This is a genomic window from Rhodococcus sp. ARC_M6, assembly GCF_022810305.1.
Classification (GTDB): domain Bacteria; phylum Actinomycetota; class Actinomycetes; order Mycobacteriales; family Mycobacteriaceae; genus Rhodococcus_F.
In genome coordinates, this window is record NZ_JALGQH010000038.1 from 34,977 (window position 1) to 49,710 (window position 14,734).

14 protein-coding genes and 1 pseudogene are annotated in these 14,734 nt (G+C 62.4%); 6 read left to right on the forward strand and 9 right to left on the reverse strand.

The genetic code is table 11. The features are described 5' to 3' along the window. Positions 1-18: 18 nt before the first annotated feature. The 3 genes from MTX36_RS26430 to MTX36_RS26440 all read right to left on the reverse strand — a co-directional run bounded on the left by MTX36_RS26430 (position 19) and on the right by MTX36_RS26440 (position 2,975). On the reverse strand, positions 19-1,275 hold the full coding sequence (locus MTX36_RS26430; protein ID WP_243622649.1) for an LCP family protein: 1,257 nt from the start codon (positions 1,273-1,275) through the stop codon (positions 19-21). A gap of 109 nt (positions 1,276-1,384) precedes the next feature. Continuing rightward, on the reverse strand, positions 1,385-2,200 hold the full coding sequence (locus tag MTX36_RS26435) for a CPBP family intramembrane glutamic endopeptidase (RefSeq protein ID WP_243622638.1): 816 nt from the start codon (positions 2,198-2,200) through the stop codon (positions 1,385-1,387). Between the two features lie 10 nt (positions 2,201-2,210). Continuing rightward, positions 2,211-2,975, reverse strand: a complete 765-nt coding sequence (locus tag MTX36_RS26440; RefSeq protein WP_243622639.1) for a DUF2470 domain-containing protein — start codon at positions 2,973-2,975, stop codon at positions 2,211-2,213. Positions 2,976-3,094: 119 nt separating this feature from the next. Between MTX36_RS26440 and MTX36_RS26445 the strand changes: the two genes are divergently transcribed. From MTX36_RS26445 to MTX36_RS26455, 3 genes are read left to right on the forward strand one after another with little or no spacing between them, the layout of a single operon-like run. Continuing rightward, on the forward strand, positions 3,095-3,727 hold the full coding sequence (locus tag MTX36_RS26445; RefSeq protein ID WP_243622640.1) for a hypothetical protein: 633 nt from the start codon (positions 3,095-3,097) through the stop codon (positions 3,725-3,727). Positions 3,728-3,759: 32 nt separating this feature from the next. Beyond that, the gene (pheA, locus tag MTX36_RS26450; RefSeq protein ID WP_243622641.1) at positions 3,760-4,674 is read left to right on the forward strand and encodes a prephenate dehydratase; all 915 of its coding nucleotides are present in this window, start codon (positions 3,760-3,762) and stop codon (positions 4,672-4,674) included. Further along, positions 4,671-5,339, forward strand: coding sequence for a histidine phosphatase family protein (locus MTX36_RS26455; RefSeq protein ID WP_243622642.1), 669 nt, complete (start codon positions 4,671-4,673; stop codon positions 5,337-5,339). The genes pheA and MTX36_RS26455 overlap by 4 nt, the downstream gene beginning before the upstream one ends. Positions 5,340-5,345: 6 nt before the next feature. Here MTX36_RS26455 and MTX36_RS26460 read toward each other — a convergent pair whose 3' ends face one another. The 6 genes from MTX36_RS26460 to MTX36_RS26485 all read right to left on the reverse strand — a co-directional run bounded on the left by MTX36_RS26460 (position 5,346) and on the right by MTX36_RS26485 (position 11,493). Then, positions 5,346-7,415 carry an acyltransferase family protein gene (locus MTX36_RS26460; RefSeq protein WP_243622643.1) on the reverse strand — a complete coding sequence of 690 codons (2,070 nt, stop codon included), beginning with the start codon at positions 7,413-7,415 and terminating at the stop codon, positions 5,346-5,348. 40 nt (positions 7,416-7,455) lie between these two features. Then, positions 7,456-8,229: an ESX secretion-associated protein EspG gene (locus tag MTX36_RS26465; protein WP_243622644.1), complete on the reverse strand. Its 774-nt coding sequence runs from the start codon at positions 8,227-8,229 to the stop codon at positions 7,456-7,458. A 47-nt stretch (positions 8,230-8,276) separates the two neighbouring features. Continuing rightward, positions 8,277-9,557, reverse strand: a complete 1,281-nt coding sequence (locus tag MTX36_RS26470; RefSeq protein ID WP_243622645.1) for a PPE domain-containing protein — start codon at positions 9,555-9,557, stop codon at positions 8,277-8,279. A gap of 59 nt (positions 9,558-9,616) precedes the next feature. Further along, entirely contained in the window at positions 9,617-9,916 is a 300-nt protein-coding gene (locus tag MTX36_RS26475; RefSeq protein WP_243622646.1) for a PE domain-containing protein, read from the reverse strand. Between the two features lie 128 nt (positions 9,917-10,044). Further along, the gene (locus MTX36_RS26480) at positions 10,045-10,395 is read right to left on the reverse strand and encodes a metallopeptidase family protein (protein ID WP_169635257.1); all 351 of its coding nucleotides are present in this window, start codon (positions 10,393-10,395) and stop codon (positions 10,045-10,047) included. A gap of 3 nt (positions 10,396-10,398) precedes the next feature. Beyond that, the gene (locus tag MTX36_RS26485) at positions 10,399-11,493 is read right to left on the reverse strand and encodes a septum formation family protein (protein WP_243622647.1); all 1,095 of its coding nucleotides are present in this window, start codon (positions 11,491-11,493) and stop codon (positions 10,399-10,401) included. Positions 11,494-11,575: 82 nt separating this feature from the next. Here MTX36_RS26485 and MTX36_RS26490 point away from each other — a divergent pair, with 82 nt between their 5' ends. The 3 genes and pseudogenes from MTX36_RS26490 to MTX36_RS26500 all read left to right on the forward strand — a co-directional run. Next, entirely contained in the window at positions 11,576-11,971 is a 396-nt protein-coding gene (locus tag MTX36_RS26490) for an ankyrin repeat domain-containing protein (RefSeq protein ID WP_094274692.1), read from the forward strand. Positions 11,972-12,037: 66 nt separating this feature from the next. Next, a complete protein-coding gene (gene serS / locus MTX36_RS26495) occupies positions 12,038-13,291 on the forward strand; it encodes a serine--tRNA ligase (RefSeq protein WP_243622648.1) in 1,254 nt (417 codons plus the stop codon). 506 nt (positions 13,292-13,797) lie between these two features. After that, positions 13,798-14,734: pseudogene (locus MTX36_RS26500) on the forward strand (Ig-like domain repeat protein); the annotation flags it as partial.

The window sequence follows — 14,734 nt, forward strand, 5'->3', positions numbered from 1 at the left end:
TCACGGGAGTTACGTGGCTCAGCCGACTGTGATCAGATCGGCCGGGATCTGCTGGTCGTTGGCAAGGGCATCGAAGAATGCGGACGCACGAGTCTTGTCCCACAACAGGACATCGCCCGCACCGTCGACGTAATCGAAGCCGCCGACGGGAACCGTCGTTGTTGTCATTCCGCCGCGCAATGCCCACGCCAGTGAAGCCAGATTCCAGATGTGATCGCTCTTGTCGACTTGCAATGATTTTGCCGCATCGGTGACGAGGGACCAGAGCCTGAACGGATTGAGGAAGGTCGTCGGACTGGTGGCCTTCGACAACAACGCCGACATGAACTGGCGCTGATTGTTCATCCGGTCCAGATCGGCCATGGCAGTGGCGCGGGTACGCACGAATCCGAGCGCATCCTTGCCCGCCAGATCCTGACAGCCGGCCGGCAAATTGATGCCGGCCAACGGATCGTCGATCGGAGATTGCAGACAGACGTTGACCCCGCCGACAGCGTCGACGATGCCCGCGAAACCGCTGAATCCGATCTCGGCGTAATGGTCGATCCGCAAACCCGTCGCCTGCTCGACGGTTTGCACCAGCAAAGGTGCACCGCCCCAGGCAAATGCAGCATTGATCTTGTTGGAACCCTCACCCGGAATCGGCACGTACGAATCGCGCGGAATGCTGACCATCGTGGTCTTCCCGCTCTTGGGGACGTGAACCAACATGATCGTGTCCGTGCGCTTGGGCCCGGTATCGCCGCCGGTCGCGAGCTCTTGCTCCTGCTCCGGAGTGAGGCCGTCGCGACTGTCGGAACCGACGATCAACCAGTTGGTTCCCGGAGTATCTGCCACTCGGCCCGAGTAGTCGGGCAGGGCGTCGATCCGATTCAGCGAATTGTCGACGTAGAAGATCGCTCCGACAAACGCCAGCAACAACACCAATGCGGTGATGCCGATGCGTCGGCCCCAATGGCGTCGTCGACGCGGTTTGGGTGGTTGCGGACGGGCTTGTTGCGGACGAGGCGGGGGCTGGTTGGGTGGAGTTCTCCGCGGCGGCGGCGGGGGCGCCTGCCGACGTTGCTGCGGGGGAGGTGTCCCTCGAAACTGCTGTGGCTGCTGCGTGGGAGCCCACTCGTTACGGTTCGGCTGAGCCGGGGCTTGTGACCACGCTTGGTTCTGGGGTGGGGTGTTCTGAGGTGGCCGGTTTTGGTTTTGGGGCGGGCGGCCGTCACGCCGGATGACCTGCGTTGGTTCAGGCCGACGCGGCGGCACCTGACCGCGGGGCGGCATCTGCCCACGAGGAGGCGGGCCCTGACGCGGCCGACCCTGGTTCGGTGGGACGGGCCGCGGCGGGCGCTGAGGATTTTCGGAGTCGCCGGTCACCTGTTCACGGTACCGGTCACGGCAGCCAGCCCACGTGATCGCGCAGTAGGGCGTAGCCGATGAACGCGACCATGTCGATGAGAGCGTGCGCGATGATCAACGGCCACAGCCGACCAGTTCGCTGCCAGTATCGGCCGAAAACGAGGCCCATGATCACGTTGCCGACACCCCCGCCGAAACCTTGGTACAGGTGGTAGCTGCCCCGCAGAAGTGACGACGCGAGGAGTGAGGAGTTCTCGCTCCAGCCGAGGGCACGCAACCGGCTGATCAGATACGCGACAACAAGAACTTCCTCGGCGCTGGAGTTCGCGATCGCCGACAGAATCAGGATCGGGACGCGCCACCAGTGGTCGTCGAGTGCACTCGCTTGAACAGTGAGATTGATGTTCAGCGCTTGTGCGACGAGGTAGAAGACGAGGCCGGGAAGCCCGATCAGTGCGGCCAGTCCGAAACCGGGGGCGATGTCGCGTCGTAGTTTCGGTTTGGGCGTGAGGCCCGCTGCGGTGGGGCCGATTCCAGCGCGCCACAGTAAGTAGAGGCCAAGGGCCGCCCAGGCGAAAAGTCTTGCAACGCTCAGTAATTGGCGTGCCAGGTCGATCCAGTCGATGGCCGCTCGCGACGGATTGAGAGCCACCGTCTGATCGGACATTGCCACCGGCGTCGCCAAAGATTCGAGAAGCGACAAGATGCCGGACAAACCGCTGAGGCCGAACGTGACCAGCAGGACGATCGTGATTTCGATCCAGACACCGCGGCGCGCCGACGCATCGAGCGTCGGCCCGGCAGGAGCGGGCGGAGCCAACCACGAGCGGACAGTTTCGCGGGCATTCACCCGCGCAACGCTAGCCGTTGCGCAGACCGTTCAGGAACGGGCAGCCGACGAGGATGCGGATTGCGCGACTCAACGAGATTTCATCGTCGACGGGTTGGGCGAACGGCATCGCGAAATCGCGATCGCCCGTGTGGTCTTCGACGCGCAATCGCAGTCCGTAGCGATCGACGCTCAGCGGACGTACCCGTCCGGTGCGCAGGTACGCGGGCAGCTTTCGTGTGAGCAGGTCCACAAGGTCGCTGTGATCGTCGTCAAGGTGCTGCAGCCAGGCTGTTTCCATTTCGCAGAACGGATCCGGCTGGGCGCCGAGAAGATCGTCCACGGCGACGGGTTCGGCGCCCGAGGAATCTGCGACGACCGCCGACTCGAGAGTGAGGCGAAGGAGAACCGACGTGTGGCCGAGGTCGAGGAGCGCGGGGTGCGGATGCTCGGAGGCGACGTCGTCGGCGAGAACTCGCGATTCGTAGTCGGGCACGGCGTGCAGCGTGCCGCGCAACCAGACGAGTGAGCGGACGGGTTCCCGTAGAGCTAGTGGTGCGTGGTCGGTGAGTTCGAGTACTGCGGGCAGGCCGCCGTTGCCGGCGCTCCACGCCAGAGCCGTGGCGGTGGACGTCGCGGGCACTGCAACAACGATGTCGCCGTTGGACCGGAGGTGGTGCACCGACGTGACTGTCGGCTCGCTGCCTTCGATCGCAAGAACCGCGTCCTGTGCTCGTACGCAGGCGCTACGCACACGTTCGGCGGTGGACGGACCGGTTTTGGTTCGTGTTTCCATGCTGCCCCCTCGGCGGGTGAATCTCCGGAACCCATCTGTTGATGAGGTAAACCTAACCTAAGCTGTGGTGAGGTGAATCGCAAGACTTCGGCAAAATCCACCTGAACTACGGTGGAGGGGTGGCCATACCTCTCACTCTCGGGTTGCCCCCGAAACAATCCCGCGGACTCCTCGACGGACTCCTGCTCGACGCGTCACGCGTCGTACCGGCGTCGACGCTGTTCGAGGCCGAATCCGTCGGACGCGTCGTAGTGCTTCTCGACATCGATCCCGCGCAACTGCCGGCCGAGCTTGAAGCTGTTCGGTTCGATCTGGAATGCACCGCCGAGCAGATCGACGACGCCATCGCCTTGAACTTGTCCGCGCCGCTCGCGGTGTATGTCGACGGCGGCGACGAGATTGTGTCCCCCGCCGAATCAGCGGCGCTCCTGTGCGCCGGCGGACGGATTCCGGGTCTCGCGTCGGGGCGCTCGCCGGCCGAGATCGCCGATTTCCTCGCGGTAGTGGCCCACGAATCGGTGGGATTTGTAGCCCGAGCAGCGGATACGGCCGAGGTCATCGCCCTGCTGTGCGGAACCATGGCAGCTCTACGCGGCGACGACGCCCGCGCGGCGATCCTCGATCCGAAGCCGGAAAAATTGGCCGGCTTGATCCCTGAAGCAGCGACGGCATTGCGCGAAGTTCTGCTCACGATCGAAGTTGCCGATCCGGAGTCCGTCGAAAATGCACTTCGGGCGGCGGGTTTGAGCTGAGCAGTGGCACCGGAGTGCGTAATCTTTGAGACGTGCCAAAAATCGCGTATTTCGGTCCGTCGGGAACCTTCACGGAGATAGCGCTCGCCCAGTTCGAGGCCGAGGGCACGTTCGACGGACCCGTCGAACGAGTGCCCGCCGGCAGTCCACCGGCGACGCTTGATCTGGTTCGCGACGGTGTTGTGGACGGTGCCGTCGTACCGTTCGAGAATTCGGTGGAGGGCGGAGTCGCGCCGACGCTCGATTCCCTCGCGCTGGGTTCGCCCCTGCAGATTGTCGCGGAGACCGAGATCGAGGTGAGCTTCTCGATCCTGACTCGGCCCGGTGTCACCGCAGATCAGGTGCGCACCATCGGCGCCTACCCTCATGCGAGCGCCCAGGTCCGAGGTTGGATCGCAGCTAATCTCCCGAACGCGGAGGTCGTGCTCGCGTCCTCCAATGCCGGTGCGGCCCTGGACGTACAGGCCGGAACCGTCGACGCTGGGGTGTCCACCGCGCTGGCCGGCCGGATGCTCGATCTTGCCAGTCTGGCCGACAACGTCGCCGACGTGGGCGGCGCGGTGACGCGCTTCGTTCTGGTCACCAAGGCTGCCCCCGTGCCGGCCCGGACCGGGGCCGACCGCACGGCGTTGGTCTTGCATCTCGACAACGCTCCCGGATCGCTGGTTACGGCACTTTCCGAATTTGCCGCTCGCGGAATCGATCTGACACGAATCGAATCCCGGCCGATGCGTACAGAGCTGGGGACCTACCGATTCTTCGTCGACTGCGTCGGGCACGTCGAGGACTCGCTGGTCGCCGAGGCGATGCGTGCCTTGCATCGAAAGTCCGGCGTCCGTTTCCTGGGATCCTGGGCAACTGCGAATTCAACAGGCCCGCAACCTCCCTCGGACGAAGAAGCTATTTCGTGGATCGAAGACCTCAAGCGCGGAGAGGGGGAGCGATGACCGGCAGGCTCATCCTCGTTCGGCACGGCCAGACGGAAGCCAATGTCGCCAAGCGTCTCGATACTGCATTGCCCGGTGCCAAGTTGACCCCGGCGGGGTTGGCTCAGGCCGAAGCCCTGGGCGTCGGCCTGGCTGCGACGCCGCCACTGGCTTTGGTGTCATCGTTGGCGCTGCGGGCAAGGCAGACAGCGGGAGCCGTAGAACAAGCGGCTGGTGTTTCGCTGGACGTGCGTGACGGTCTGCATGAAGTGCAAGCCGGCGACCTCGAAGATCGCACCGACGAAGAGGCGCACCGTCTGTTTGTCGAGACCTTTCATCATTGGCATACCGGCAACCTCGGGGAGCGTATCCCCGGCGGTGAGACCGCCTATGACGTCCTGGAACGGTATGTCCCCGTGATTAACTCGCTGCGCGAGGAGTTCCTGGACGATCCGTCCGGCAACGGCGACATCGTCGTAGTCAGTCACGGCGCCGCCATCCGGCTGGTTGCCGCTCAGCTTTCGGGCATCCCCGGACTGTTTGCGGCCAACAATCATCTGGCGAACACCGAAAGTGTCGAACTGATTCCGCGCGCCGACGGCGGCTGGGATTGCTTGCGGTGGGGAACGGTGAACCCGCCGTTCGAGCACAGACTGATACCGGGCGCCGACGACGTGATGGGCTGAACCGGTTCACCACCAGTCGGTAGCCGACCCCAACTGCCGTTCCAATTCCGGCACCAAGGTTCGGACGTAACTTGCCGTGAGGTGATGGGAATCGTGGTACACCAACACATTTCCCTCGACCACGCGGCACAGTTCCGGGCCACAGACGCCATCGCTCACGTCCAGTAGGCGCACGTTCGAGAGGTCTGAAATTGCCGCCGACGCGGGATTGACGGCGCTGAGCATGTCCGGCCGCGCAAGTGCGCAATGATCCGACGACGTAGCTGTGGCCAGGCAGTCCACAGCCCGGTACGGCACTCCGTCGTGGTGCAGCCAGGGTGTGTCACGAATCGCAAGAACCTGGGTTCCGTTCTGCTCCAGTTCCCGCCACACGTTGACATAGCTTTCGGGCGTCACATCGCCCGGGCCGTCCGGACTGGGCCTGGTGGCTGTGGTGAATACGAAGTGCGGTGTTGTTGCTGCCAGTTCGTCGATGACGCTGTTCGACCAGTCGACACAATCCGGATAGTCGCTCGGTCCATCGCCGGCGGTTACGGGACACCCCATCTTCAAGTAGGTGTCGACACGAAATCCGTGGCTCTGTCCCAGTTCGTCGAGTGCGGTGATCCAATGCTCGGAATGGGATCCGCCCACCAAGGCGATAGTGCGGTTTGCATTCTCGTCGCCGTACGTGCAGGTAACGATCTCGCTCTGCTGGAAATCTGCGATGCATCCATCGAGGGTGGTGGCCGGAAGGTCCAGTGGTGCATCAAAAATGGACGGAACCATGGACGCGCGCGGAGTTTTAGCACCATCGGTCAGAGTGAGGGCACCAGGGTGACTTTGGATGTTGAGGGTATCTGCTGCACGCGCTCCCGTGCTGTGACTTCCCACGTACCACTGCCAGCCGAACATTGAGGCGACGATGAGGAACCCGCTGATCACTGACGTGAGAAGGATCGGTCGACGCGCCCGATAATTGCGTTCAATAGGCACTTCGACCGCCTGGCGCAGTGCATAAGCTGCGGCAATCGATGCCGCGATGATCAATGCCCCGCTGAAGAAGCCTGCCTCGGGGCGCCCGGTTACGGCCAGGGTGAAGATCAGGATCGGCCAATGGACCAGATACAGTGCAAAGGCGAACGAGCCCAGCCAGCCCAAGACGGGTTGCGCGAGAGCCGCTGCGGTCCAAGGTTTGTCACCCTTGCCAGCCCCGCTGACGATCAGTGCGATGGCAGCAAGCGTGGGAACCAGCGCCCACGGGCCGGGGAATTGTTGTGCGCCATCGAGGAAGAATCCGCCCAGAAGGATGGAGAAGAGGCCGGCAGTGCCGAGAATTGTTCGCAGAACCGGAGGCCACGCCCCGACCCTTGTGACGTTCCAGCGCGTAAGCATCAATGCAGCGAGAGCGCCCACCGATGGTTCCCACAAGCGGGCCGCGGAATCGTAGTAGTTCCAGGCTTGATCGTGTGACGACATCGCCATGGCGTAGAAAAACGAACCGACGGCAAATGCGGCGAAGACAAGCGTGAGAGTGGCGCGTAGAAGTTCTGGCCTGGTGCGTGAAACAACTGAAGCAGTAGTGAGAACTACGGCGATGGCAAGCAGATAGAACTGACCTTGAACGGCCATCGACCACAAATGCTGGAGAGGTGATACCGAACCGTCGGCGGCAAGATAGTCACTTGCGGTGAGTGCAAGCTGCCAGTTCTGGAAGAAGCCCAGTACCGCTGTCAGTTGGTCGGCGAGATCTGCCCATCGAGTGCGCGGCAAAAGCAACAGGCCGGCAATTGCCGTCAGTAGCGCAACGGCCGCGATCGGCGGGAACAGCCTCACGAAGACTCGGCGCAGTACGGGCAGGGGATGGGGCGGTTGGGAACTGCGCTCTGCCCGGCGTACCAGCGAACCGACAAAGAAATAGCCGGACAGCACCAAGAAGACGTCGACTCCGCCGGACACTTTGCCGAACCACACGTGGAAGACGACCACCAAAGCGATGGCGAGGCCCCTTAGGCCGTTCAGGTCCTGACGGTATTGGGTTATTCGTGTGTTGTGCGGGGGCTCGACGGTACTGCTGATGAGGTTGGGTGAAAGCATGCTGCGGTAGAACTCCGGGCGTTGAGGGGACTACCCGAGGTTACCTGGGGGAGGTCGCTAAGCAGCTTTCCAGATTCGCTACCAGCATGTTTACTGCTTGGCGAAGTCGAGTTGGCGTTCCGGAACTGATCGAACTCCAGTCAGTGCCGTCGGCCGAAGTGCTCAACGACGAGACCAGGCGGCCAGACGCGGTGTCGTAGACCGTCACGATTCCTACCGGGCTGTGCGCGGAATCGAGTACATGTGGAATGCCGGCAATCTCGTAAAATGCCGTGCACGTGGTGATGGCGCTGCCGAGTTGACCGGCCTCGGTCGCCGGAACACCAGCCTGAAGAAGTGCTGAGACGACTGCTTCTGTACCGGGACCGATATCGAATGCGACGGCCAGTGCCTGCGTCGGTGCGTTGATGACGGCGATTGGCATGGCATTGGACGGGCCCACCGTCCGCGCGATCGCATCGGTGGGGCCGGTGTCGATGCTGCCGAGCGTAAATATTCCTTCTACTGCGTTGTAAGTTGCTTCTACGCACAATGATTCATCTGCTGCGATGCATACTCGGGCGATCGCTCCAGGGCCCTGACCGCGTACTGCGAGTTCCCACGACGGTCGCGTCAGCACTTGCAGTCTAGAGCCGAGGTCATGATGGATCTCCCCGCCGGGAAGTAGGCCGCGTTCGCTCAATGACATTGCAGCACTGCGCATTGACGACTCACGTTCGGATGTGGAACGAACGCGGGCGGTCCCGCCGAGCACGATCGGTAGCACATCGAGTCCGAGTCGTTCGCGGGTGTATTCGATCTCGGCTGCCGTCACGCTGATAGGCGGTAAAGCGTCAGTGCTGGTTGATATCCCGAGGTCAATCATGGTTGAACGTCTTCATCGGCAGCGCCGATTACCGATGGGATGATCGTCCGGCCGTCGGCGAAATGCTCGAAGTGTTTGAGGTAGTCCGGGGTGTCGTGATCTTCGGAATCGTCGTCCGTTTTTGCAGCATGACGGCCGCCGCCCATCGGGGCGGACCCGGATCCCGACAAGGCGCGTGCGGGATCGGCGCGGACGGTATCGGTGCGGAGAGCGTCGGCAGAGCCCGCGTTCATGACTGCGCCTGGAGGGGTTGCTGACGCGGCACGCGGCGTGATCTGGCTCGCGGCGCCATCGACTCGTGGGGAGCTGCCGGCGCCCACTCCGCCGTTGGCGGCAGAGCTTGTACCGAAGGGGCTGGTCGCAGCAGCCGCGGCGGTAGTAGCCGCTGCATGCCTGCCGGTGGTACCGCCGGCCAGTCCGGTGAGGGCAGTCAGTGGTGAGCTCAGCGGTGAGGCCGCGCCGGTGCCCAGCCCAGTCCCGAGTCCCGCGCCGGCTGATACGGCGCCGACGGCGGTAATGGCGGTAGTCCCAGCGGCGGCGGCAGCGTTGGTGGCAGCTGCGACGCCGCCGAGAGCCGTGCCACCGAGAGCCGTACCGACCTGAGAGACGGCAGCGCCGAATGCCGGATTGGACACAACTGATGCGATTGCCGCCGCGGCGGTGCGAACCGGCTCGATGAAGGCACTGATCGGCGGCGGGCCCACCATGGCAATTTGCCGGGTATCTTGCGCGGCGATATCGGAGGTGGCGATGGACGGCGGAGGGTTGAATTCTTGCCGAACCGCAAGATGCGCTGAAGCGGAATCGTAGGTTTCCATAGCCGCCGCAGCTTGTATCTTGAGTAGTTCCGCGGCAGTCTCGGCAGCCGCAGCTGCACCGGTCAACGCGCCACCCAGGGAATACGCGGCTATTTTGGCTGTGTCTACTGCCATGATTTCCGGCAATGGCGGCATCATGACGGCTGCGACGGTGTACGCCGTCGCCTGAACCTGCGCTTTACCGCCGGTTGTCAGGGCGAGCGCTGCAGATTGTGCGGCCCACTCCTGAAAAGGGCCGAACTTGGTCAACGCGGCGTCAGCAGCATCACCGGACCAGCCGGTTCGTAGATTCGCCATCACCCGCGTGACCGTCGACGCCGTGTCTCCGAGTCCGGCTGCCACAGCAGCCCAGGCGTCGCCGGCAACTGTCAGTGGTACCGGACCAGCACCGGCGATCAGGGCAGCCGAATTGGGCGCTGCGCCGCGTGGATACCAGATGACACCGGTGATGCCGACCATTTTTCTTCCCCCCAGGAAGTTGACTGCAAATGCAAAATTGTTGCCGAAGCGCGGTGTGCTCAGACTGGTGCCGAAGCCAGATCCGCTTGTGTCCGCTGGTCCTCGAGCTGGTAGGCGGCGGCATGTCTACGAAGAGTTGCGGCCGCATTCTCGAGTTCGATGACAGCACGACTCGCTGACGACGTGAGGCTTTCGGACGTCGAATTGAAGTAGTTGGCGGCATTGGCGGACACCTCTTCAGAGCCGGCCGGCAGAACCTGACGGGCGGGACGCGTCGTAGAAACGACTCCGCGCAAGCGTTCCGACGCCGCTTCGAGTTCTGCGGCAGCTGCCAAGAGGGCGTGAGGATCGACGTGCATAGTGCCGAACTCCTAGTTGACGGGTCCAATAATGTGCGAGACAGTCCAATGTGCGAGACAAGGGCCCCGCATCAGATTAGATGCGTCCGGGCACGTATCGGTTCCCTTGAAAACGGACGAGTTTTTTCCTAGCCCCAGCCGAGTTCGTGCAGACGATCCTCTTCGATTCCGAAATAGTGGGCGATCTCGTGAATGACCGTCACCGCCACCTCGTGCACCACTTCTTCTTCGGACTCGCACATGTCGAGAATCGCGTCGCGATAGATGGTGACCGTGTCGGGCAGGTAGCCGCCGTACTGAGAATCGCGCTCGGTGAGAGCAATGCCCTGGTACAGCCCGAGCAGTCCCGGTTCCTCTTCGTCACGCGGTTCGACCAGCACAACGACGTTGTCGATGGCCTTCGCCAATTCCGGCGGAATGAGATCGAGAGCTTCGCCGACCAAGTCCTCGAACCGGTCGGCTGTCATGGTTACCGTCATGATTTACGACGGAGGAGCTGCGCCGGGCAACGGCGTCGGCAAGGACCGACCTTCCGGTGCTGCGGGAGGCGGGACCGGAGCCACGCCATTGATGAGAATCTCGCCCTTGGCGCTGCCGGTGATGGCAGCGAACCCGCCGGTTTCGACTTCCTTGCCGATGGAGCAGTTGACGCGTCGGCTGCCGGCAAGCCAGCTTTCCAACGCGATGTTGTCCCAGAACAAGGTCAGTGTCTTGTTGCGCAAAGCTTCGGCAGAACCCAAGTACTCGTTGGCGGCCTGAGTGCAGACGCCTTCGAGGTACCGGTCCTGATCTTCGACCGACGGCATGGTGCCGGGAAACTGCGTGCCGAGGTCGATGACCGAGATGACCTCGTAGGCGTGTGGGCTCGTGCAGTCGACGGGATCGGTCGGCAGATTCAGATTGATTCCGATGCAGGTGCCGACGTCCCAGACATTCGACTGGTCCTGGTCGGCGACACGGCCCGCGAACGGCAGCAGCTCACCCGTCGTCGTCGAGAATTGGAGACCACATCGCAGCGAACGGTCACCCGACGACCACGCGGATTCGCTCGGGAACATCAGGCCGACGCTGAACTTGCCCTTGGGGTCGAACCGCGAGCCGAGGTACGAGTTGACGATCGGTGTGCAGTGCTCGTCGCGTAGTTCCGCGAACCGCAGTGCCCCGGGGTATCGCGATCCGGGACCGAATTCGGCGCCCGGGAAGACCGACAGATCGAGAGGGCCGGCAACTTCGAAACGGTGCACGCTGTCGCAAGCGACCTTGGCCATGTCGGTGCGGTCGCCGCCTGACTCCGTCGCGGGAGTCCAATTCAGGCAATCGCCCGCTCCCGCCGAGGTGAAGGCGTTTTCGTTGGCCGAACCCGTGGCCGGAGCGCCACCCCCGCCGATGGTGACGGCGGGCTTGTCGTTCTGGCTCATCCCGCCGGAAATGGCGATTGTCGCAATGGCAGCAACAACCGCACCCACGGCGACCGCAGCCAGAACGCGCCTGGTTCGGTTGGCGGAGACAGTTTTCTTCTCCGGCAAGCCCGAAGGGCCTGCGGGATCGGACGGCATCTCGAACTTGTCTTCAGACATCGATTCCATCATGCCTGCTTCCGCGGCGATTCCGAACCTTCATCGCAAAACGCTCGTGTCGGTGATCTGTACTTTCGTAGTCATGGATGACAACACCCCGCTGGATCCCGACGCAATCGAACTCGCCGGACGAGTTTTCGACATGGCCCGCACCGGTGACGCAGCCACCTTGGCGTCGTACGTCGATGCCGGGATTCCGGTCGATCTGACCAACGAGAGTGGCGACACGCTGGTGATGTTGGCCGCATATCACGGACACGCCGACGCCGTCGTCGCTCTCATCGAGCGCGGTGCGGACGTGAATCGTGCCAACGACAAGAACCAGACACCACTCGCCGGTGCCGTCTTCAAAGGTGAGGATGCGGTGGTGAAAGCGCTGGTGAGCGGGGGAGCGGACCCACGCGGTGGACATCCGACGGCGATCGACGCAGCGCGCATGTTTGGCCGCGAGGACTATCTGAGCCTGCTGGAATCCTGACTTTCCCTGGCGCCGGCGTGGACGTGACCGTCGGCGACCTGGGGAGAGTGGGTAAAGTTCCTAGTCGTGATTGACCTCAAGTTCCTCCGCGAGAATCCCGAAATTGTCCGCGAGTCGCAGCGCACCCGTGGAGAAGATCCCGGACTGGTCGATGCCCTCCTGGAAGCCGACGCGTCCCGACGCGCTGCTGTGTTGACCGGAGACAATCTCCGCGCCGAGCAGAAGGCCTTCGGTAAGAAGGTCGGGCAGGCAACTCCGGAGGAGCGTCCGGCGCTGCTCGAGGGTTCCAAAGAGCTCGCCGCCAAGGTCAAGGAAGCAGAAGCCACGCAGCATGCCGCGCAGGCTGCACTCGACGCCGCGCATCGCGCGATCTCGAACATCGTCCAGGACGGTGCCCCGGCCGGTGGCGAAGACGATTACATAGTTCTCGAACATGTCGGTGAGATCCCCACGTTCGACTTCGAGCCCAAAGATCATCTCGAACTCGGTGAATCGCTGAAACTCATCGACATGGAGCGAGGCGCGAAGGTTTCCGGTTCGCGTTTCTACTTCATGACCGGCTACGGAGCTCTCCTCCAACTCGGATTGCTGCAGCTCGCTGCGCAGAAGGCCGTCGCCAACGGTTTCACGATGATGATTCCGCCGGTGCTCGTGCGCCCCGAGATCATGGCCGGTACCGGCTTCCTCGGCGCTCACGCGGACGAGATCTACCACCTCGAGGAAGACGACCTTTACCTCGTCGGCACCTCTGAGGTTCCAATGGCCGGCTACCACTCGGGTGAGATTCTCGAACTGAACGAAGGCCCGAAGCGTTACGCCGGTTGGTCCTCGTGCTTCCGCCGCGAAGCCGGCAGCTACGGCAAGGACACGCGTGGCATCATCCGCGTCCACCAGTTCGACAAGGTCGAAATGTTCACCTACTGCCGACCGGAGGATGCCGACGCCGAGCATCAGCGTCTCCTCGGTTGGGAGCGGGACATGTTGGACGCCATGGAAATTCCGTACCGCGTCATCGACGTCGCCGGCGGAGATCTCGGTTCCTCGGCTGCCCGTAAGTTCGACTGCGAAGCGTGGGTTCCGACGCAGCAGGCTTACCGCGAGCTGACTTCGACGTCCAACTGCACCACCTTCCAGGCCCGGAGGCTCGGCGTTCGGTACCGCGACGAGAACGGCAAGCCTCAGACGGCCGCAACTCTCAACGGCACTTTGGCTACGACGCGGTGGATCGTGTCGATCCTCGAAAATCACCAGCAGGCTGACGGCACCGTTCGAGTGCCTGCGGCGTTGGTGCCCTTCGTGGGCACGGACGTTCTTTGCTGACACATACTCGACACTAATTACAGCGACATGCGGCCGGGGCCGTGGCAGGAATTTCTGTCACGGCCCCGGCCTCTTTGTCACGGCCCCGGCCAGGTGTGAATTTCTGGGTCGATCCTGAAGAAGTCTCAAAGTTTGTTTCGAACCAAAGTGAATCCGGTTACCGATGTCCTGGCTGCGCCTCAACGTTTGTGAGGATTGCCCTCACCAGTCCGAGTGCCGGTGTTCTTCCCGTGTAAGGCGTCTTTTGGTGGTGAACATCCGGTTCAACTTAACCTTTCCCGAAGTTTTCGGTGCGACAAGGAGTTACAGGCAACAGGTGAGTTGCACACGATTTGCGGGCGGCATTTCGCCGAAACTGAAAGTTAGCAGGACGAACGTCCTGGTCGTGTGTTCAATTTTTTTCTAAAACTGATACCAGTTCCAGTAATCGTGATTATGGTGTGACCATCGCGCGATCGATAAGGACCCACGGCTACCCCCTGCCACCCCTTTCGAAGGAATTGCTCATGCCAACTCCGTTACTCCGCCGCTACATGGTGCCCATATCGGGTACCGCGCTGGTAGCCGGAATGCTCCTGGTCGGAACCCCTGCCTCCGCAGTCCAAAGCCAATTCAACTTCTCGACGTCATGCCAAGCAAAGGCTCTGGTCACCGTCGACAAAGTGACGACAAGTTCTGTCACCGTCGATGCTCCGGCATCGGTTGCACCCGGTGAAACCTTCACCATCCGAATGCAATCCAACGGTCAGTCTTATCCGAACTCGGATTCGGGCGCCACGACTACCAACCTGTCGCGCTTGAAAAACGACTTCGACGTGCCGACCAATGCCACCTTCGTCAGTGCAGCGATCGTGCCAGGAAGCGCATTCAATCTGGAAAATGTTGCGCCAAGCGTGATCCGCATTAACGATGCCGGAGTCGAAGATGCTGCGGGTCCGTTCCTTCGAATCTCGGGTGGCAACCAGGTGATCGGAAATGGTGCCTCGAACAGTACAAACTCTGAAGGTGGAATCCGCGCGCCTAAGACGAAGAAGAATCTCGATGGAACGACAAATGCCAACGGCGACAGCTGGTTTCGGATGCCGGCCATCGACGTCACAATGGTCGCGGGCACATCCGGTGTGATTCAGCCGAAGATCCGAACTGCCGGTGATGCCGCTACCTACGGTAACGATAAGAACTACAGTACCCAGCTCGCAAAGGCGAGCCTTTTGGGTACGCAGTGGGCCCCGACCCGGTGCACGCCTCGTGATGCAAAGGGCACGGCCGCGCTGAATGCTGGTGCCGGTCCACTCGCGACCATCAATATCGCTTCAGCTCCGGTTGATGTGGAAACGTCTTTGGCGCTGGCTGTTCCGGCTGCTGCGACGACGGATGTGGCTGTTGATCTGACGGCGACGGTGACTCCGGCTGATGCTGTGGGCACTGTGCAGTTCCGTGATG

Bases quoted from the DNA above. Each gene is read 5' to 3' on its own strand.
- MTX36_RS26460 (WP_243622643.1), bottom strand. From the start codon at position 7,415: ATGCTTTCACCCAACCTCATCAGCAGTACCGTCGAGCCCCCGCACAAC.
- MTX36_RS26430 (WP_243622649.1), bottom strand. From the start codon at position 1,275: ATGCCGCCCCGCGGTCAGGTGCCGCCGCGTCGGCCTGAACCAACGCAG.
- MTX36_RS26470 (WP_243622645.1), bottom strand. From the start codon at position 9,557: ATGGTCGGCATCACCGGTGTCATCTGGTATCCACGCGGCGCAGCGCCC.
- MTX36_RS26455 (WP_243622642.1), top strand. From the start codon at position 4,671: ATGACCGGCAGGCTCATCCTCGTTCGGCACGGCCAGACGGAAGCCAAT.
- MTX36_RS26490 (WP_094274692.1), top strand. From the start codon at position 11,576: ATGGATGACAACACCCCGCTGGATCCCGACGCAATCGAACTCGCCGGA.
- MTX36_RS26480 (WP_169635257.1), bottom strand. From the start codon at position 10,395: ATGACGGTAACCATGACAGCCGACCGGTTCGAGGACTTGGTCGGCGAA.
- MTX36_RS26440 (WP_243622639.1), bottom strand. From the start codon at position 2,975: ATGGAAACACGAACCAAAACCGGTCCGTCCACCGCCGAACGTGTGCGT.
- MTX36_RS26475 (WP_243622646.1), bottom strand. From the start codon at position 9,916: ATGCACGTCGATCCTCACGCCCTCTTGGCAGCTGCCGCAGAACTCGAA.
- MTX36_RS26485 (WP_243622647.1), bottom strand. From the start codon at position 11,493: ATGTCTGAAGACAAGTTCGAGATGCCGTCCGATCCCGCAGGCCCTTCG.